The sequence below is a fragment of the Tardiphaga alba genome (assembly GCF_018279705.1).
Classification (GTDB): Bacteria; Pseudomonadota; Alphaproteobacteria; order Rhizobiales; family Xanthobacteraceae; genus Tardiphaga; species Tardiphaga alba.
This window is the reverse complement of sequence record NZ_CP036498.1, coordinates 3,213,105-3,232,133: the sequence shown is the minus strand read 5'-3', so window position 1 is coordinate 3,232,133 and position 19,029 is coordinate 3,213,105. Positions and strand designations below refer to the sequence as shown.

Genomic DNA, 19,029 nt, shown 5'->3' with positions numbered 1-19,029 from the left:
CGGCGGGATACTTGCTGTCGTTACGCTCGAGTAGGCACCGCGCGGCGGAGCCGCCTCTTTGCATCGAGTTCGTACAGGATAGGCACGACGAAGACCGTCAGCGCGGTGGAGACCACCGTGCCGAAGATCAGCGAGATCGCCAGGCCGCCGAAGACCGGGTCGGTCACCATGATCGCCGAGCCGAGGATAATGGCCAGCGTGGTCAGCAGGATGGGGCGCAGACGGACCGCACCTGCCTGCCGGGCCGCAACGTCAAGCGGCATGCCGTGTTTGAGGTTGTCCTGGATGAAATCGATGATGAGCAGCGAGTTGCGGATCACGACGCCGGACAGGGCGATGATGCCGACCATCGAGGTCGCCGAGAAATCTGCTCCGACCAGCCAATGACCGGGAAAGATGCCGATAATGCCAAGCGGCACCGACGACATCGCTATCACGGGGATCAGGAACGAACGATAATAGGCGACGAGCAAGAAATAGACGGCCAGCAGCGCGCCGCCGAGCGCCGTTCCCATGTCACGATAGACGTCGAGGGTCATCCGCATCTCGCCGCCCCAGAGAAGTTGATAGCCGTCGATGGTGTCGGGGGCATCCTCAATGAAACCCAGATTGCCGGTCCTGAGCGGGCGGCCGTCCGGCGCGACGATGCCGTTTAGCCGCTTTTGCAGGTCGAGCACTGCATAGATCGGAACGGAATTGGAGAGTTCGCCGCCGACAAACGTCACTTTCTCGTTGTTGCGGTGAAGGATGGGGCGGTCGGCCGAAGCCGGTTGGATCGTGACCAATTCCGAGAGCGGCACGGGATTGCCGTCAGCATTGCTAACGAAGACGCGGTCGAGACGCGTAGGATCAACCGCGAAGCGGCGAGGCACGAAGGCACGTACTGCGACTGGATTGCGCTCGTCGGCGAGATGCGCGCGGCTGAGTGTTTTGCCGCCATAGACCAGGGTCAGGGCTTCCGCGATCTGAGCGGTCGATACCCGCGAAAACGCCGCCTTCTCCTTATCGGGAACGATGCGGTGCTCCAGGATATGCACCTGCTCGGTATGCGTCAGATCGACGATGTCGTAGGTTTCCTCGAAAGCCTTGCGCACCTTGGCGGACAACGCGCGCAAGCCTTCGGAGTCCGGGCCGTAGAGCTCGGCCAACACGGTCGAGCGCAGCGGCGGTCCCGGCGGGTCCTCGACGAGCGCCACTTTAGCTGCCGGATAGGCAAGGCGGATCGCATCGACCTGCGACCTGAACGCATGCACGATGTCGATCGAGCTGGCAGATCTTGCATGCTTGTCGGTCAGATTGACACGGATCTCGGCCACATGATTGCCGGTGCGGCCAGCGGTGCGCTTGAACAGGCCGTTGAAATCGTCCACGCCCGACTGACCGATCCAGGTCTGGTAGTTGACGACATTCGGCTCTTTCGCGAGGCGGACGGCGATCTCGCGGACGAGTCTGTCGGTCTGTTCAACCGGTGTATCTTCCGGCATCGAGACCACGATGTTGAAGGTGTTCTTGTTGTCTTTCGGCAGGAAGCCGATGGGCACGCCGAGACTTGCTGTCGCGCCGCCGACGCCGGATGGGCGAACGAACTGCCAAGCGCCCTGCATGATGGAGATCACCATCAGGAGAAGAATGACAGCGCCGAACACGATCCGTGTGCGGCGATATTGCTGAAGGGGCGTGACAAGGCGCAAATACTGGCGCTCCATCCAACCAGGCTGGCCGTGAGATTCCTCCGCGGCGTGGGCGTCCTCTTCCTGGACCTCGTGGCGATGCAGCCAGCGATTGGCAGCCCAGGGCGTGACGATGTACGCGACGACCACCGAGGCCGCCATGGCGATCGGGACGTTGAACGCGATCGGGTAGAAATAATCGCCCGCCATGCCCGTGACGAGAAACAGAGCGGAGAAAACCAGCATGACGGCGAAGGTCGCGAGATTGGTCGCGTTGCCGATCTCGTTGGTCGCCATGATCGTGATCGCCTGCTTGTCGGCGCCAGCCTTCGCGGTCCCAAAGTGGCGGTGGATGTTCTCGATGACAACGATGGCCGCATCGACGAGCAGGCCGAGGGCGAGGATCAATGCGAACAATGTCACCCGGTTGATGGTCACACCGCCGAGCAGGTCGGCGACGAGTGTGATGGAAAGGATGAGGGGCACGGTGACCATGACGATCATCGCTTCGCGCCAGCCGAGGAAGAAGATCAGCACAAGGCCGACCGTTCCGAGCGCGACGAGCAGATGCTCGAGCAGCAGGTTCACGGCGGCATTCGCCTTTTCGCCGTCGTTGCGGGTGACGATTACCTGAACGTCCTTGGGGACGAGCGTCGCCTGCATGCGTTCGACGCGGTCGATAACGGCGTTGGCAACCACCACTGCGTTTGCGCCTTTTTTCTTGGCCACCGCGATGGCCACGGCTGCCATGTCCGTCGCGCCTGCTGCTCTGGAACGCGGGTCGCCGGGGCCGAACGAAAAGCGGCTGACCGCCGTTACTTCGGAAGGCGGATCGTCGGTGACGGTCGCAACATCGCGGACGTAGACCGGGCGTCCGTTGGAGACGGCGACGATCTGGTTGCGGACGTCCACGGCCGATGTGTAGGAGGCGGACAGCTTGATCGCCTCGACCTTGCCGCCCCGCACGGTCTGCTGCAAAGGCACCGACAGATTGCTGGTGGTGAATGCGGAGTAGGCCTGGCTCAGGGTGACACCGAATGCCTGCAGACGATCGAGGTCGAGTTCGATGGCGATCTCACGCTCACGACCACCTTTGATCGAGACCACCGAAACATTGTCAGTGCTGCGCAGCCGTTCGGCCACGCGTTCGGCAACCCGTTTCAGCGCATAATCGTCATATTGCGCGGAAGCGAGTGTGAAGGTGACGATGGGAACGTCGTCGGCATCGATGCTCTGCACCTGCGGAGCACCGGCATCGGAGGGCAGGCGGCCGCGGCTCGCCAGCACCCGGTCGTACAGCTTGACCAGAGAGGCCTCTCGCGGCTGGCCGACCTTGAATTGCACCTGAATGACCGCGACCGAGTTCTGCGCCGTGCTCTCGACATAATCGACGCCGGGAATCTCCTTGAGGATACCTTCAAGCGGGGCCACGAGCAGCTTTTCGACCTCGGCTGCCGAGGCACCGGGCAATGTGACTGTGACGGCCGCCGCCGGTACGACGATCTGCGGATTTTCTTCGCGCGGCGTCTTCAGAACAGCAAGGGTCCCCATCAAGGCGACGGCGATGATGAAGACGATCGTCAGCTTCGATGTGATAAAGGTTTGAGCCAGACGGCCGGCGAAGTTCAAAGGTGTTTTGTTCACTGCGCGCGCGCCTCGGCTCGCACGGAAGCGCCGTCACGAATGGAATCTGTTGGGGTTGCGACGATGCGTTCATCGCCAGACAGCCCGGACACCACCTCGATGGTGTCGCCAATGACGCGGCCGGTGCGCAACCAGCGGAAACGCGCGGACCCATCACTCACGACGAAGACGCCGTCGAGCCCGCCATGGCGGACAACGGCCTCGCGAGGAACCAGCATCGCCTTCTCGGTGCCAGTCACGATTTCCGCCCGCCCAAACATTCCGGGCACAAGCCGCGTGTCCTTCGGCAAGATGATGTTGATCTCGTAGCGGCGGGTCACGTCATCGCCCGACGGGACTATGCCGCGGATACGTCCCTGGAAGACGGCGTTCTTGAGCGTATCGATCCGCACCGTCACAGATTTGTTCGGGTCGATCACTGCCAGGTTGGTTTCCGAGACGAAAGCCTTGAACAACAAGACTTGATGCGACTCCACTTTCAGGATGGTGGAGCCCACCGTCGCCATTTCACCGCTGCGCCTCGCAACGGAGACGATAACACCATCGACCGGACTGGTGATCGTTGCGTAGTTCTTCTGCGCTTCTGCCACAGTCAAAGCCGAGCGAGCCTTATCGAGAGCCGCTCCTGATACATCGACCCGGACCTTCGCTTTTCGCAGTGTCTCGGTCGCGACGGAGCCAGAACGAGCGAGGTTTTCGAATTTTTGCACGTCCAACTCGGCGTCCTGCTGATCCCGCTCCGCAGCTCGCACGCTGGCCTTTGCCTGCTGGATCGCCTCGTCGATGTCAGTCTGGTCGATCCGCACCAGCAAATCGCCGCGCGCGACCTTCTTGCCTTCGCGCACATCGAGTTGTTCGATGAAGCCTACGACCCGCGACGATACCTCGATACGACCATCCGAAATAACCGATCCGGGAACGGAGTAGGTGACGGGAATGTCCGTCTGAATCACCTGCGCGACAGCAATCGTCGGAGGTTGTTCGGTCGCACGTTGCGCTAAAGCGCCCGCAGAGAGAAGGAGGGATGAAGAGAAACCGATAAGGGATGCGACGCGAGAGAAAGTGAGCATTTCACTTGTCGTTTCCGTTGGAGTGAAAAGCGCGGCTGAGCGCCGCTGTGACGTGTCCGATGACCACAGATGCGTCGGAATGGTCGGGACGACCGCCCGGCAAATGGGGAAGAAGTGGCGCCAGGAGGGCGTGACCGAGCACGAGGCTGACGATGGAGACCGTTGCCAGGAACTGCTGGTCTTCCGATTGCCCAGGTCCGGCAAGGCTGCTGATGAGGCGGAACGGACGTTCGAGGACCGAGCGCGCGAGATAACCGAGGCGGTTCTCATCGCCATCGACCAATTCGCGCACGAGCAGGCGAAAGAAGACGCGATCTTCCGCTAACAATTTGACGAAGTACGCGATGAAGATTCCAAGCCGTTCGGCTTCGTCGTGTTTTTCATTCAGCAATGCCGCGATCGGTGCGGTTTTCTCCGCAAAAACATGAGCCAGAGCCTCACGGATCAGATCATCTTTGCCTTTGAAGTGATGGTAGAGGTTGGCGGGTGTTACGCCTACTTTTTTGGCGATATCGCGCATGGACACTGCGCTGTATCCGAGGTCGGCATAGAGTTCAGCCGAGACTTCCAGAATTGAAACGCGCGTAGTGGGTGTATCCATAAGGGGTTTCTGAGCCTACCTAACGTTCGTTAAGTACGAGTACCGCTAAGTTCCATTGCTGTCAATTTCAGATTTGGCAGGGCAACTGACGGGTTGGCGGGGGCTGATGCGCTGCGCGTAAGTGGCATTTTCGTACGAGCCACTGCGAGGCCTGGCTTCCGGCCGGCAGCTGCTGTGTTGTCGCACCGACGCGACCCAGGCCAACGAGGTTATGCCGCCTCATTATTGTGCGTGCAGTGCGAAATAGCTGCATCAGCTTGTCTTTTCGGCACCCTCGCTCGTCTATCGGTATGAATTCAAAGGAAAATTCTCGAGATTTTGTCTGGCACGCGACTTGAATGTCTCTAAGTGCCGGCACCCGCTGATGTCTGCCGGCCATCCCTGATGGATATCCGCAGCAACGAGGCTGATCGGACCGTCCTCCAGATCAAAACCGGCAGAAGTGCCGGTGCGATGTGGAGCGGTCTCGTCCGTCACATCCCGTTGCCTCGCAGGAGCTTCGTCGCCGCATGAAAATCGAACCACTCTCCATCGACTTCTCCGACGAGCAGAAGCGCTATCTCGAAGGTTTTACGACCGGCCTCCAGATCAGCCGAGTTGGGAAGGGTCTTGGTGGCGGCGTTGCCGCGAAGGGCAATGTGGAGCCGAGCGGGCCGGATGCCTCGCATATCAAGGCTCAGGACCGCACCACCGCCGCGGGCAAGAAGCTGGTCGATCAGGAGAAGTGGAAGCGAGAGGAGCATCCGTTTGACGCCTATCCGCGGCTGCGTGAGCAGGCCGCGAATGATGCGCGGCCGTCGCCCGCCGATAATTTCCGCTGGCGCTATTACGGCATCTTTTACGTCGGGCCGACGCAGGACAGCTACATGTCGCGCTTGCGTATTCCCAACGGGATCATGAAGCACTGGCAGCTGGCGGGCCTCGCCGATCTCAGCGACGAGCTCTGTGGCCCCTTCAGCCATGTCACCACGCGGGCCAATCTGCAGGTGCGCGAGATTCCGCCGAACAATGCGGTGCGGCTGATCGAAGGCATCCAGGATCTCGGCCTGTGTTCGCGCGGCTCCGGCGCCGATAATATCCGCAATGTCACGGGCACGCCGACCGCCGGCATCGATCCGCAGGAGCTGCTCGACACCCGGCCTTATGCGCGTGAGTGGCACTATCACATCCTCAACGACCGCTCGCTGTATGGCCTGCCGCGTAAGTTCAATGTGGCGTTCGATGGCGCCGGCAAGATCGCCGTGCTGGAAGACACTAATGACATCGCCTTCGCGGCCGTCGAGGTGAAGGACGGATTTGGTGTTGCGCCCGGCGTCTGGTTCAAGCTCGGCATCGGCGGCATTACCGGCCACAAGGATTTTGCTGCCGACACCGGCATCATCGTGAAGCCGGAAGAGGCGACCAAGGTGTCGGACGCCATCGTGCGCGTCTTTATCGATCTCGGCGACCGCACCAACCGGCTCAAGGCGCGGCTGAAATATGTCATCGACGGCATGGGCATGGAGAAGTTTCTCATCCTTGTGGAGGAGAAACTCGGCGTGCCGTTCACGCGCATCGCGGTGGAGGCGCTGCTGCCGCGGCCCGCATTCGATCGCACGGCGCATATCGGTGTGCACAAGCAGAAGCAGGAGGGGCTGAACTGGGTCGGCGTCGTGCTCCCGCTCGGCAAGATGACGTCGGACCAGATGCGCGGTCTGGCCAAGATCGCAGCCGATCTCGGCGACGGCGATATCCGTCTCACTGTGTGGCAAAACCTGCTCATTCCCGGCGTGAAGGACGCCAATGTCGCGCTGGCGATCGCCGCCATCGAGGCCATCGGCCTTGCGGTCAAGACGACGGAAATCCGGGCCGGCCTGATCGCCTGCACCGGTCGCGCCGGCTGCAAATTCGGCAATGCCGACACCAAGAAGACGGCTACGAACATTGCGGAATGGTGCGACACCCGCGTCGAACTGGATACGCCGATCAATATCCATCTGACCGGCTGCCATCACTCCTGCGCTCAGCATTACATCAGCGATATCGGCATGATCGGCGCACGTGTCCAGGTCGAGGATAGCGACGATGCCGTTGATGGATTCCACATCTTCACCGGCGGCGGTTTTGGCCCGCAGGCCGATGTGGGGCAGGAGCTCTATCAGAACGTCAAGTCGGAAGACGCGCCGGCCGTGGTCGAGAAGCTTCTGAAAGCCTATCTCGCCAATCGCGCCTCGGCGGACGAAACCTTCCTCACATTCTCGCGCCGCCATGATGCGGCAACCCTGCGCAAGCTCGCTGACGAGGTCTCGGCATGAACCAGATGGTGACGCCTCCCAAACTCGACATCATCCCGTCCTCGGCGCCGTTCTCCGAAGCGCAGCGTTCGTGGCTGAATGGTTTCTTCGCCGGCCTGTTGTCCGACGCCCCCGCCACGCCGCTGTCGGCAGAGCAGGGCGCAGCCATCATGGAAGAGGACGACGGCGCGCCGTGGCATGACCAGACCATGCCGATCGGTGACCGCATGAAGCTTGCCGAAGGCAAGGCTGTACGTCGCAAGATGATGGCGGCGATGGCGCAGCAGGACTGCGGCCAGTGCGGCTATAACTGCAACGACTATTCCGACGCGATTGCCTCCAAGGCCGAGCCGCGTCTGAATCTCTGCGTTCCCGGCGGCAAGGAAACCGCGCGGATGCTGAAGTCGCTCTACGAGGAACTGGACAAGGCGCCGGCCGCCGGTGCTGCGCCGGCGGCAAAGCCCGCGGTCGCCGATCCGGTCGAAGCCGCCGCGCCCGATCCTTCGACGCTCGGACGCTCGCGCGATAATCCGGCGCCGGCGATCTTTCTCGGCCGCCGTCTGCTCAATGGCGCCGGTTCGGAGAAGGAAACCTGGCATATCGATTTCGATCTCTCGGGCTGCGGTCTCGATTATGTGGTCGGCGACAGTTTTGGCATTTTTGCCAGCAACGATCTCGGCCATGTCGATCAGATCATCGCGCTGCTCGGTGCCTCGCATACGACCGAGGTCCGCGGCAAGACATTGCGCGAGGTGTTGCAGCACGACGTTTCGCTGGCGCCGGCGCCGGACAGTCTGTTCGAGCTGATCTCCTATCTCACCGGTGGGCCCGCTCGCGCCAAGGCGCGTGCGCTGGCCCAGGGCGAGGATCCGGATGGCGATGCTGCGACGCTCGACGTGATGGCTGCGCTGCAGAAATTCCCCAGCGTGCGTCCGCATCCGGAAGCCTTCATCGAGGCACTGGAGCCGCTGCAGCCGCGGCTCTATTCGATTTCATCATCGCATAATGCCACGCCGGGCAAGCTTTCACTGACCGTCGATGCGGTCCGCTACGTCATCGGCAAGCGCAAACGGCATGGTCTGGCATCGAGCTTCCTGGCCGATCGCATCAAGCCCGGCGACGAACTCAAGGTCTATGTACAGAAGGCCCATGGCTTCGCGCTGCCGGACAATCCGGAAACGCCGATCATCATGGTCGGCCCCGGCACCGGCATCGCGCCGTTCCGCGCCTTCCTGCATGACCGCAAGGCGACGGCGGCGCCGGGCAAGAACTGGCTGTTCTTCGGTCACCAGCGCAGCGCGTCGGACTTCTTCTATGCCGACGAACTCAACGGCATGAAGAATGACGGCTTCCTCACGCGCCTGTCGCTCGCCTGGTCGCGCGACACCGGCGAGAAATTCTACGTGCAGGATCGCATGCGCGAGGTCGGCCGCGATCTGTGGACGTGGCTCGCCGAAGGCGCCCATGTCTATGTCTGCGGCGATGCCAAGCGCATGGCCAAGGATGTCGAGCGCGCGCTGGTGGACGTCACCGCGCAACACGGCGCAAGGTCGATCGACGAGGCCGTGACCTTTGTCAGCGAGTTGAAGAAGAAAGGACGATTCCAGCTCGACGTGTATTGATCAGTTCGGACGTAGCCCGCATAGAGCGAAGCGTCATGCGGGGACCGGCGATTATCTCGCAGCTCCGTTCCCGCGGATTGCGCTTCCCTTCATCCGGGCTACGTGGACGGAGTGGAAACGTAACGCCTCTACGAAGTCGCGTAGCACATTTCATTGTGGCGATAGTTCATCCTCTCCTGATGCCGCGCCACTTGGAGATAATCTCTCCAACACCTGCGACATTCAAAATTCCATTTCATTGACCCCATGCGCCCGCGCTGCGCATTCTCGCACCGTCAACACAGACGGTGTGGGAGTCGAATGACGCTCACGCCGCACTCATCTTCCACTATCGCATCAGCGCGAGCTGCAACGTCCTGCGTTGCGCTAAGGGGCCGTGCTGTGTCGCATTCAAGGAGACGACATGTCCGACGATGACCACAAGCGCGCCGCCTTGCTAAACCGCCGCGCGCTGCTCGGTGCCGGTGCGGCCGCGGCCTTCGCCGCGCCGCTCGGCCTCTGGGGCGCTGCGCAGGCCTTTCCGTTCAGGCAGGCGTCGCCCATCGATTTCTCCGAATCCCCGATCTGCAAGGCATCATCCGATGCGCCCGCACTCACCGGCGCGCCACGTAAATTGAAACTGTCGTGGAACGCTGGCGCGGTCTGCCTCGCGCCGCTGGCTGTGGCGATCGAGCATGGTTTCTTCACCAAGCAGAATCTCGACGTCGAGCTCGTCAATTATAGCGGTTCGACCGATCAGCTGCTTGAGGCCATTGCCACAGGCAAATCCGATGCAGGCGTCGGCATGGCGCTGCGCTGGCTGAAGCCGCTGGAGCAGGGCTTTGACGTCAAGATTGTCGCCGGCACCCATGGCGGTTGCCTGCGCGCCTTCGTGCCGGCGAAATCGGAGATCAAGGGCGTCGCGGACTTCAAGGGCAAGGTGATCGCGGTCGGCGATATGGCTGGGCCGGACAAGAACTTCTTTGCCGTTCAGCTCGCCAAGATCGGGCTGAACCCGGACAAGGACGTCGAGTTTCGCCAATTCCCCGGCAATCTGGTGCAACTCGCGGTGCAGAAGGGCGAGGCGCAGGTCGGTCTCGCATCCGATCCGCTTGCCTATCTCTGGCTCAAGGACGGCGAGTTCAGGGAGGTCGGCTCCAATCTCGACGGACCTTATCGTGACATCAGTTGCTGCATCGTCGGCGTGCGCGGCAGCCTGATCCGGCAGGAACCGCTGGTGGCGCGCGCGCTCACGCAGTCGCTGCTCGATGCCGCGATGTTTGCCTCGCAGAATCCCGACAAGGCCGCTGCGGCATTCCAGCCTTATGCGCCGAAGGCGGCGACTCCCGATGATCTGCTGGCGATGGTGAAGTATCACACCCATCACCATCATCCCGTCGGCGAGCAGCTCAAGCGCGAGTTGAAGACCTATGCGGACGAGTTGAAGACGGTGTCCGTGTTCAAGCCGAATACCGATACGGCCAAATTTGCGGAGCGCATCTATGCCGACGTATTCCGCGTCTGAGATCGCGCCTGGTAGCGCCGACCGCGAAAGCCTTGCGATTGCAGGCGATGGCGGTCTCTCCATCGCCGGCAAGCTGCGTCCGACATTGTCGGGTGTGGGGGCAGGGCTGGCCTGGCTGGCGTTTGGCGCTGCAAGCCTGCATTGGCCGGACATTGGCGACTGGTCGCGCACAGAAGCCGTCGCCTATGTGGCCTTCGCGGTTGCCGCCTTCATAGTCGTCACGACGACGGCGCAGGGCGCGCTCGGCAGTTTTGGCGAGGGCGTGCGAGAGCGTGCGCCCTGGCTGCTCGCGCTCGGTGTGTTCCTGACATTGTGGGAGTTGGCCACGGCGAAATTCGGTTGGCTGCCGCTGCCGTTCTTTCCGCCGCCGCAATCCATCGTCGAGGTCTATACCGACGATCTGCCAAAGCTGCTCGACAGCGTGTTCGCCTCGGTGAAGCTCCAGCTCGGCGGTTATTTCATCGGCGCGGCCGTCGGCTTCCTGACCGGTGTCTCCATCGGCTGGTCGCGTCTTGCCGGCTACTGGGTGCATCCGATCCTGCGCTTCATCGGTCCGCTCCCGGCCACGGCGTGGCCGCCGATCGCCTTCTTCACGTTTCCATCCAGCTGGAGTGCCTCGACCTTCCTGATCGCGCTCGCCACCGGCTTTCCGGTGACGGTGCTGACCTGGTCGGGTGTCGCCAGCGTCAGCAGCGCCTATTACGACGTCGCGCGCACGCTTGGTGCAAAGCCGTCATTCCTGGTCACCAAAGTCGCGATCCCCGCAGCATTGCCGCATGTCTTTGTCGGCCTGTTCATGGGGCTTGGCGCGTCCTTCGCGGTGCTCGTGGTGGCCGAGATGATTGGCGTGAAGGCGGGCCTCGGCTGGTATCTGCAATGGGCGCAGGGCTGGGCCTCCTACAACAACATGTATGCGGCGCTCATCGTGATGTCGCTGCTGTGCTCCGGCGCCATCACGCTGCTGTTCCGCGTGCGTGATCGCCTGCTGGGTTGGCAGAAGGGAGTCGTCAAATGGTAGCGCTCGCAAAAGCGGTTGATGCGACCGGCGCGTCGCTCGATATAGCCAATGTCAGCCATGCCTTCGACATCGATGGCGCCGTGCTGCCGGTGCTTGACGATGTGAGCATCAAGGTCGCGCCCGGCGAATTCGTAGCACTGCTCGGCCCCTCCGGCTGCGGCAAGTCCACGCTGTTGCGGCTTGTCGCCGGTCTCGAACCGCCGCGCGCCGGCACATTGGCGGAGGACGGTGCAGCGATCACTGGACCATATCCGTCGCGCGTCGTCGTGTTCCAGGATCCGACCTTGTTTCCATGGCGGAGCGTCTATGACAATGTCGCGCTCGGCCTGGAAGCGCAGGGCGTATTGAAGACGCAGCGCCATCGCGTGGATGCCGCGATCGAGCTCGTCGGTCTCGGCGCGTTCCGAAAGGCCTATCCGCATCAGCTCTCCGGCGGCATGGCGCAGCGCGTCGCACTGGCGCGTGCGCTGGTCAATGATCCGCGCATCCTCGTGCTCGACGAGCCATTGGGGAAGCTGGACTCGCTGACACGCCTCACCATGCAGTCGGAGATCGTGTCGCTGTGGCAGCGCAATGGATTCACGGCGCTGCTGGTGACCCATGATGTGGAGGAGGCGCTGTTCCTGGCCAATCGCGTCATCGTGTTCAGTGATCGTCCCGCAAAGGTGAAGGCGGATATCGTTGTCGATCGGCCTTATCCGCGCCATCGCGGTGATCCGCATCTGGCGGAACTTCGACGCGACATTCTCGGCCTGCTGGGACTCGACGCCACATGGTGAACACATCCGGACAAATCCGCGCGAATGATCTTCTCTGTCGAAGATCACGCAGAGAATGTTTCATCTGCCCGCCGTGATGGACAAAGCGCGGGCGTCGTTATTTCCGCGCGCGGCTTGTAACCGCAGCCAAACGGTCTTTTCTCCATGCAACAGAACCAGGCGAGGGCCGTCTATCGCGGCCTTCGGATACCACACAGACATCGCGGGCCGCTTGCCGTCATGGACGCAATTCCGGGGATCATCGACAGGGTCAATCTGCTGACGCCAGGCTTTGCCGAGCGTGCGCCGCTGCACGATCGTACGGCTGGATTTCCGTTCGAGAATTTTCAGGATCTCGCCGATGCCGGCCTGCTCGCATTGCCCGTGCCGAAAGCGATCGGCGGCGGCGGGGCGGCGTGGCAGAGGCTGCGCGCGTTGTCGGCCTCGTCGCCAAGGCGGATGCCGCCACCGGCCTCGTACTGGCCATGCACTATATCCACCATCTCGTCATCGCCAGAAGCGGCCACTGGCCAAAACATCTGGCGGAGAAAGTCGGCCGCGGCACGATCGATGATATTGCATTGATCAATGCGCTGCGTGTCGAGCCCGATCTCGGCTCGCCCGCACGTGGCGGACTGCCGGCCACGACCGCACGGCGTACGTCGGACGGTTGGCGCATCTCCGGCCGAAAAATCTATTCGACCGGTGCACCCATCCTGAAATGGATGACGGTGTGGGCGAAGACCGACAAGCCGGATGTGCGTGTGGGTCTCTTTCTTGTCCCCGCCAGATCCGAAGGCATTCGCATTATCGAGACATGGGATCATCTCGGCCTGCGCGCCAGCGGCAGCCATGATGTGGTATTCGATGATGTTCTGATCCCGCTCGACCACGAGATCGACGTTCGAGCGCCCGGCGCGTGGGGACCGCCTGACGTCACGCAATCCACGGTGCAGGCCGTGCTGGTCGGCGCGGTCTATGACGGCGTCGCGCGTGCGGCCCGTGACTGGCTGATCGATTTCCTCAAGACCCGTATGCCGTCGAGCCTTGGCGCGCCGCTGGCGTCGCTGCCGCGTGCGCAGGAGATCGTCGGCGGCATGGAGGCGAAGCTCACGGTGAATGCGCGGCTGCTGAACGGCTTTGCGCGTGACCTCGACGAGGGCGCCGTCCTGACTGCGAGCGAAGGCAATATCGTCAAGCTTACCGTCACCAATAATGCGGTCGCCGTGGTCGAAGATGCGCTGTCGCTCACCAGCAATCACGGACTCACCCGCGCCAATCCGCTTGAGCGGCATTATCGCGATGTCCTGTGCGGACGCGTGCACACGCCGCAGGACGACAGCACCCGTATCGCCGCCGGCCGCCGCGCTCTCGGCATCTGATCATCACCAATTGAAATTGGAGGAAGACATGTCCGTCGAATTCATCGGTTTCATCACCAACAATGACGCATCCGAAACCCGCGTGCGCTCCGGCCCGATCCTCGATCCCGGCTACATCGAGACTGTTGCCAAGGCCCATGAGCTCGCCGGTTTCGACCGCGCGCTGCTTGCTTTCCACTCGACGACGCCTGACGGATTGCAGGTCGCCCAGCATGCGCTCGGCGTCACCGAGAAGTTGAAGGTGATGATCGCCCAGCGTCCGGGCTTCACGGCGCCGACGGTGATCGCGCGGCAGCTGGCGACCATCGAGAATTTCCACCGCGGTCGCGTCTCGCTGCATGTCATCACCGGCGGCAATGCGAAGGAACTGCGGCAGGACGGCAATACGCTGGACGACAAGGATGAGCGCTATGCCCGCACCGGCGAATGGCTCGACATCATCAAGCAGGAATGGACCAGCGAGAGGCCGTTCGACTATCACGGCAAATATTATCAGGTCGAAGGCGGCTTTTCGCAGGTGAAGCCGATCGTGCCGATCCATGTCTTCGTAGGCGGTGCGTCGGACGCGGCCATCGAAGTGTCCGGCAAGCATGCCGATACATTTGCGCTGTGGGGTGAATCCTACGCGCAAGTGCGCGACGTCACCGGGCGCGTGCGTGCCGCTGCCAAGAAATATGGTCGCCCGGCGCCGCGTTTCAGCCTGTCGGTGCGACCGATCATCGCCGACAACGAGGAAAAGGCCTGGGCCAAGGCCGATGACATCCTCGCTCGCGCTACGGCGCTGCAAGACAAGACCGGCTATCGCAAGCCGGCCGATGGTCATGCCACTGCCGGTGCCAAGCGTCTGCTGGCCCTGGCAGAGCAGGGCACCCGCATCGACAAGCGGCTGTGGACCGAAATGGCGGCGCTGACCGGCGCCAACAGCAACACCACCGCGCTGGTCGGCACGCCAGAGCAGGTCGCCGAAGTTTTCGCTGATTACTACGATCTCGGCGTCAGCCACTTCCTGATCCGCGGCTTCGATCCGCTGATCGATGCCATCGATTATGGCCGTGAACTGATCCCGGCCACGCGTGCGCTGATCGCCGCGCGCGAAGCGGACAAGGGAGTCGTCGCAGCATGAAAGGTCTTGCATTTGCCGCTGGTTTGATCGCGGCGGTCCTCGCCCCCTCCGTACAGGCCGAAACGACGCTGATCGTCGGCGATCAGAAGGGCAATGCGCGCGCCGTGATGGAGGCATCCGGCGTGCTGAAGGATGTGCCCTACAAGATCGAATGGAAGGAGTTCGCCGCGGCCGCGCCGCTGCTGGAAGCGCTTGGTGCTGGCGCGCTCGATAGCGGGCTGGTGGGCGATGCACCCTTCACCTTTGCCGCGGCGGCCAATGTGCCGGTCAAGGCCATCGGCGCGATCCGGCAGACCGGTGACGGTCTGGCGGTCCTCGTGCCGAAGGATTCCGCGATCAAGAGTTTTGACGATCTGAAGGGCAAGAAGATCGCCACCGGCCGCGGCTCCATCGGGCATCAGCTCATTCTTGCCGCGCTGGAGAAGAAGGGCTGGACGGCAAGCGATATACAGCTCGTTTTCCTTGCGCCATCGGACGCCAAGGTTGCCTATACCCGCGGCTCCGTCGATGCCTGGTCAACCTGGGAGCCCTATGTGAGCCAGGAAGAGGTGCTGTTCCAGTCGCGTGTCGTGCTCAATGCCGAAGGCCTGACATCCGGCCTCAGTTTTGTCGTAGCCACGCCCAATGCAATCCGCGACAAGCATGCGGAACTGGAGGACTATCTCCGCCGTCTGACCGCAGCGCGCGCTTGGGCGCTGAAGAATGCGGAGACCTATGCGCAGACCTGGGGCAAGCTCATGAATGTGGCGCCATCGGTGCCGCTGAACTGGCTGAATCGTGCGCAGGTCAGGATCGCGCCCGTTGACGACGGCGTTGTGGCCGACGAGCAGAAGACCATCGATCTGTACCTGCGCAGCGGCCTCATCAAGCAGAAGCTCGACGCCAATGTGCTGCTTGATCGCTCGTTCAACGTGGCGATCGGGAAGGGCGCGGGATTGTAGGTCCGCCCTTGCTCCTCATGTCGTCACCCGGCTTGACCGGGTGACCCAGCACACACCGCTGTTTACGGGAGTGCTGGATCGCCCGGTCAAGTGTATGGCCCGGAGACATGGGTAACGGGTGTTCGGAGACATAGGTAACGGTTTTCATGTTGCCTCGTTGCGTAGATCGATGGAAGCGATCTGATGGGCTCCGAAGAAGACACCGAACGCGCCATCGGTGGCGAGCGGCCGGATGGCCAATAGCTCGCCGCTAAAAGCTTCCGGCATCCGCCAGCGCTTTTTACCGAATCTGAACTGAGCCTTGTGCCAGCTCGCCCGGCGCACGATCGTGCCCTCGTCATAGTCTGGCTCCCGCAACTGGCCTGGCATGGCACGAGTGCTCGGTCGGTAGCGGTTCGCCGGCACGTCGTAGCCGAGCGCTTGGTGCGGCCTCTCGGCATTGTAGACATGCCGCCAGCGGTCGAAAGCCTGCTGCATTTGTTGGGTGGTGCGATAGGTCGCCATCGACAGGACTTCGCTCTTGAGGGTGCGATGGAAGCGCTCGTTCTTGCCCTTGGTCTGCGGGTGATACGGGCGGGCATAGACGACATCGACGCCGAGCTTGAGCAGCCAGACGCGCAGCCGCGTCCACCTGACTTCAGAGCAGGTGCCCCACGGCACGCCGTTATCGACCAGAAACGCCTGCGGCAGGCCGTAGCGCCGGAAGCAGCCGATGAGATGCTGCTGCACCGTATCCTGCCGCTCATTGCTGCAGGCCTGAAGGCACAGCGCATAGCGGGAATGGTCGTCGATCATGGTGAGTGGATGGCACATCCCCTCACCGAGCGGGAAGCGCCCCTTGAAGTCCATCTGCCACAGATCGTTGGGAGCCGGATGCTCGAAGCGCGTGTAGTGCGACGGCTGGTTAGGAGCCGGCACACGGTCGTGCCGTGCCAGCATGGCATGCACCGTCGAGGCGGCCGGCAGGCTTGCTTGCCGATCGTCGAGCCGGCGCCGGATCTTGCGCGCGCCCCAGGCCGGATGCGCATCGCGTATCGCCAGCACAGCGGCTTCGACCTCCAGATCGCTCCGCTTGGGCGAGACATGGGGCCGGCGCGATTGATCCTGTGCCCACCGGGCTTCAGTGGTTTGGGCACGGGCCAGCCATTTATAGCCGGTCTTCGGGCTGATCTGGAAACGGCGGCACAGTTCCCGCCGATTGACGTCCGGCTGCTGAAACAGCCGAACGAACTCCATTCTCTGATCCATGTGTGACACCTCGCGCCAAGGCATGCCGGCCTCCTCAAGCCATCCATGCCGACGATGTGTTACCCATGTCTCCGAACGGGTGTTACCTATCTCTCCGGGTCATACATCAAGCCGGGCGATGACAACGAGTGATGGCAATAAGCATACCATCCGTAAATCCACGTATGGCCGGCCGTGGATGCCCGGCACAGGATCACCGTCAAACGGAGACCCTGCATCATGCACCACGGCGATATCTCTTCCAGCAAGGACGCGGTCGGCGTGGCCGTCGTGAACTACAAAATGCCCCGGCTGCACACCAAGGCCGAGGTGCTCGCTAATGCGCAGAAGATCGCCGACATGATCACTGGCATGAAGATCGGTCTGCCCGGTCTCGATCTCGTGATCTTCCCGGAATATTCGACCCAGGGCATTATGTATGACGAGAAGGAGATGTATGAGACCGCATCTCAGGTGCCCGGCGAAGAAACCGAAATCTTCGCTGAAGCCTGTCGCAAGGCAAAGGTCTGGGGCGTGTTCTCGCTCACGGGTGAACGCCACGAGCAGCATCCGCACAAGGCGCCGTACAACACGCTGATCCTGATGAACGACAAGGGCGAGATCGTTCAGAAATATCGCAAGATCATGCCCTGGGTGCCGATCGAGGGCTGGTATCCCGGCAACTGCACCTATGTCTCGGAAGGTCCGAAAGGACTGAAGGTCTCGCTGATCATCTGTGACGACGGCAACTATCCCGAGATCTGGCGCGACTGTGCCATGAAGGGCGCTGAACTCATCGTGCGCTGCCAGGGTTACATGTATCCCGCCAAGGACCAGCAAGTGCTGATGGCCAAGGCGATGGCATGGGCCAACAACACCTATGTCGCCGTCGCCAATGCGTCAGGCTTCGATGGCGTCTACTCGTATTTCGGCCATTCCGCGATCATCGGCTTTGATGGCCGCACGCTCGGTGAATGCGGCGAGGAGGATTACGGCATCCAGTATGCGGCGCTGTCGAAGTCGCTGATCCGCGATGCCCGCCGCAACGGTCAGTCGGAGAACCACCTCTTCAAGCTGCTGCACCGCGGCTATACCGGCACCATCAATTCCGGCGAAAGCAACAAGGGCGTGGCGGCGTGCCCGTTCGATTTCTATGCGACCTGGGTCAACAATCCCGACCAGGCGCGGGAGAATGTCGAGGCGATCACGCGCCGGACGGTCGGTGTCGAGGAATGCCCGATCGAAGGTCTGCCGCATGAGGGCATGCTGAACGATCGGTAGGCGATGGATCTTCTCCCTCTCCCGCTTTTGCGGGGGAGGGCCGGGGTGGGGGCGCAACAATCACCGGCATCAGCGTTTCGCTGCGGCCCCTCCCTAACCCTCCCCGCAAGCGGGAGAGGGAACTTACGGAGCGCTTTGCAAACCCTAAAGCACCGTCGTGAACGGCGTCACATCGATCCCCGCGGCCTGCAGTCCGGCCCGCACCTGACGGCCGATTTCCACGGCGCCATGCGTGTCGCCATGGATGCACACGGTGTCCATTTTCATCTTGATGACCTTGCCGGTGATCGAAATGACCTCGCCGGTCTGCGCCATCTTCACGACGCGATCCGCGATCATTTTGGGATCGTGCAGCACCGCGCCTTCCTTCTTGCGCGAAACCAGATTGCCGTTGTCTTCATAGGCACGATCGGCAAACACCTCATGTGCCAGCGGCAGGCCGGCGGCTTCACCGGCGGTGACGAGTTTCGAATTCGCCAGCACCACGAAAGTGAGGTTGCGATCGACGGCCTTGATTCCTGCCGCAATGGCGCGGGCGGTCATGTCGTCTTCGCAGGCGACATTCGAGATCGCGCCATGCGCCTTCACATGGGTGACCTTGTAGCCTTCCATCGCAGCGATGCCCTGCAAGGCGCCGATCTGATAAGCGATCAGGTTCTCGATCTCGAGCGCGGTGAGGCCGACAATGGGACGGCGGCCGAAACCATGCAGGTCGCGATAGCCGGGATGCGCGCCGATCTTGACGCCGCGCGCCTTGGCCAGTTGCACGGTCTTGCGCATCACATCGGCGTCGCCGGCATGATAGCCGCAGGCGATGTTCACCGATGTCGCGAGATCGATCATCGCGGCATCATTGCCCATCTCCCACATGCCGAAGCTTTCGCCGAGGTCGCAGTTCAAATCGATGGTCATGAT

At 62.1% G+C, this 19,029-nt stretch carries 12 protein-coding genes and 2 pseudogenes; 9 read left to right on the top strand and 5 right to left on the bottom strand.

From position 1 onward, the window contains the following. Positions 1–20 precede the first annotated feature (20 nt). Genes RPMA_RS15320 through RPMA_RS15310 form a run of 3 tightly spaced genes read right to left on the bottom strand, consistent with a single transcriptional unit; the run spans position 21 to position 4,985 of the window. The gene (locus tag RPMA_RS15320; protein ID WP_211908309.1) at positions 21–3,314 is read right to left on the bottom strand and encodes an efflux RND transporter permease subunit; all 3,294 of its coding nucleotides are present in this window, start codon (positions 3,312–3,314) and stop codon (positions 21–23) included. After that, positions 3,311–4,384, bottom strand: a complete 1,074-nt coding sequence (locus RPMA_RS15315) for an efflux RND transporter periplasmic adaptor subunit (protein ID WP_211908307.1) — start codon at positions 4,382–4,384, stop codon at positions 3,311–3,313. Before RPMA_RS15315 ends, RPMA_RS15320 begins: the two co-directional genes overlap by 4 nt. Position 4,385: 1 nt before the next feature. Then, positions 4,386–4,985, bottom strand: a complete 600-nt coding sequence (locus RPMA_RS15310) for a TetR/AcrR family transcriptional regulator (protein ID WP_211908305.1) — start codon at positions 4,983–4,985, stop codon at positions 4,386–4,388. Between the two features lie 509 nt (positions 4,986–5,494). Between RPMA_RS15310 and RPMA_RS15305 the strand changes: the two genes are divergently transcribed. The 8 genes and pseudogenes from RPMA_RS15305 to RPMA_RS15270 all read left to right on the top strand — a co-directional run bounded on the left by RPMA_RS15305 (position 5,495) and on the right by RPMA_RS15270 (position 15,606). Beyond that, positions 5,495–7,279, top strand: coding sequence for a NirA family protein (locus RPMA_RS15305; RefSeq protein WP_211908303.1), 1,785 nt, complete (start codon positions 5,495–5,497; stop codon positions 7,277–7,279). After that, a complete protein-coding gene (locus RPMA_RS15300; protein ID WP_211908301.1) occupies positions 7,276–8,880 on the top strand; it encodes a sulfite reductase subunit alpha in 1,605 nt (534 codons plus the stop codon). The genes RPMA_RS15305 and RPMA_RS15300 overlap by 4 nt, the downstream gene beginning before the upstream one ends. Before the next feature lie 403 nt (positions 8,881–9,283). Then, positions 9,284–10,384 (top strand): ABC transporter substrate-binding protein, encoded by a 1,101-nt coding sequence (locus RPMA_RS15295; RefSeq protein WP_211908299.1) that lies wholly within the window; start codon positions 9,284–9,286, stop codon positions 10,382–10,384. Next, positions 10,362–11,402, top strand: coding sequence for an ABC transporter permease (locus tag RPMA_RS15290; protein ID WP_211908297.1), 1,041 nt, complete (start codon positions 10,362–10,364; stop codon positions 11,400–11,402). Before RPMA_RS15295 ends, RPMA_RS15290 begins: the two co-directional genes overlap by 23 nt. Beyond that, positions 11,396–12,181, top strand: coding sequence for an ABC transporter ATP-binding protein (locus tag RPMA_RS15285; protein WP_211908295.1), 786 nt, complete (start codon positions 11,396–11,398; stop codon positions 12,179–12,181). Before RPMA_RS15290 ends, RPMA_RS15285 begins: the two co-directional genes overlap by 7 nt. Positions 12,182–12,400: 219 nt before the next feature. Further along, a pseudogene (locus RPMA_RS15280) lies at positions 12,401–13,542 on the top strand (acyl-CoA dehydrogenase family protein). Positions 13,543–13,570: 28 nt separating this feature from the next. Next, on the top strand, positions 13,571–14,665 hold the full coding sequence (locus tag RPMA_RS15275; protein ID WP_211908293.1) for an LLM class flavin-dependent oxidoreductase: 1,095 nt from the start codon (positions 13,571–13,573) through the stop codon (positions 14,663–14,665). Further along, positions 14,662–15,606, top strand: coding sequence for an ABC transporter substrate-binding protein (locus tag RPMA_RS15270; protein ID WP_211908291.1), 945 nt, complete (start codon positions 14,662–14,664; stop codon positions 15,604–15,606). Before RPMA_RS15275 ends, RPMA_RS15270 begins: the two co-directional genes overlap by 4 nt. 97 nt (positions 15,607–15,703) lie before the next feature. Here RPMA_RS15270 and RPMA_RS15265 read toward each other — a convergent pair. Beyond that, a pseudogene (locus RPMA_RS15265) lies at positions 15,704–16,878 on the bottom strand (IS481 family transposase); the annotation flags it as partial. Positions 16,879–17,073: 195 nt separating this feature from the next. On the opposite strand from RPMA_RS15265, the gene RPMA_RS15260 reads away from it, so the two are divergent. Continuing rightward, positions 17,074–18,114, top strand: a complete 1,041-nt coding sequence (locus tag RPMA_RS15260; RefSeq protein WP_211908287.1) for an aliphatic amidase — start codon at positions 17,074–17,076, stop codon at positions 18,112–18,114. Between the two features lie 144 nt (positions 18,115–18,258). Here RPMA_RS15260 and RPMA_RS15255 read toward each other — a convergent pair whose 3' ends face one another. After that, complete coding sequence (locus tag RPMA_RS15255) at positions 18,259–19,029, bottom strand: LamB/YcsF family protein (protein WP_211913679.1); 771 nt, start codon at positions 19,027–19,029, stop codon at positions 18,259–18,261.

Coding starts and splice junctions, on each gene's coding strand:
- RPMA_RS15290 (WP_211908297.1), top strand. CDS start 10,362: ATGCCGACGTATTCCGCGTCTGAGATCGCGCCTGGTAGCGCCGACCGC.
- RPMA_RS15275 (WP_211908293.1), top strand. CDS start 13,571: ATGTCCGTCGAATTCATCGGTTTCATCACCAACAATGACGCATCCGAA.
- RPMA_RS15295 (WP_211908299.1), top strand. CDS start 9,284: ATGTCCGACGATGACCACAAGCGCGCCGCCTTGCTAAACCGCCGCGCG.
- RPMA_RS15260 (WP_211908287.1), top strand. CDS start 17,074: ATGCACCACGGCGATATCTCTTCCAGCAAGGACGCGGTCGGCGTGGCC.
- RPMA_RS15310 (WP_211908305.1), bottom strand. CDS start 4,985: ATGGATACACCCACTACGCGCGTTTCAATTCTGGAAGTCTCGGCTGAA.
- RPMA_RS15270 (WP_211908291.1), top strand. CDS start 14,662: ATGAAAGGTCTTGCATTTGCCGCTGGTTTGATCGCGGCGGTCCTCGCC.
- RPMA_RS15285 (WP_211908295.1), top strand. CDS start 11,396: ATGGTAGCGCTCGCAAAAGCGGTTGATGCGACCGGCGCGTCGCTCGAT.
- RPMA_RS15305 (WP_211908303.1), top strand. CDS start 5,495: ATGAAAATCGAACCACTCTCCATCGACTTCTCCGACGAGCAGAAGCGC.
- RPMA_RS15315 (WP_211908307.1), bottom strand. CDS start 4,384: ATGCTCACTTTCTCTCGCGTCGCATCCCTTATCGGTTTCTCTTCATCC.
- RPMA_RS15300 (WP_211908301.1), top strand. CDS start 7,276: ATGAACCAGATGGTGACGCCTCCCAAACTCGACATCATCCCGTCCTCG.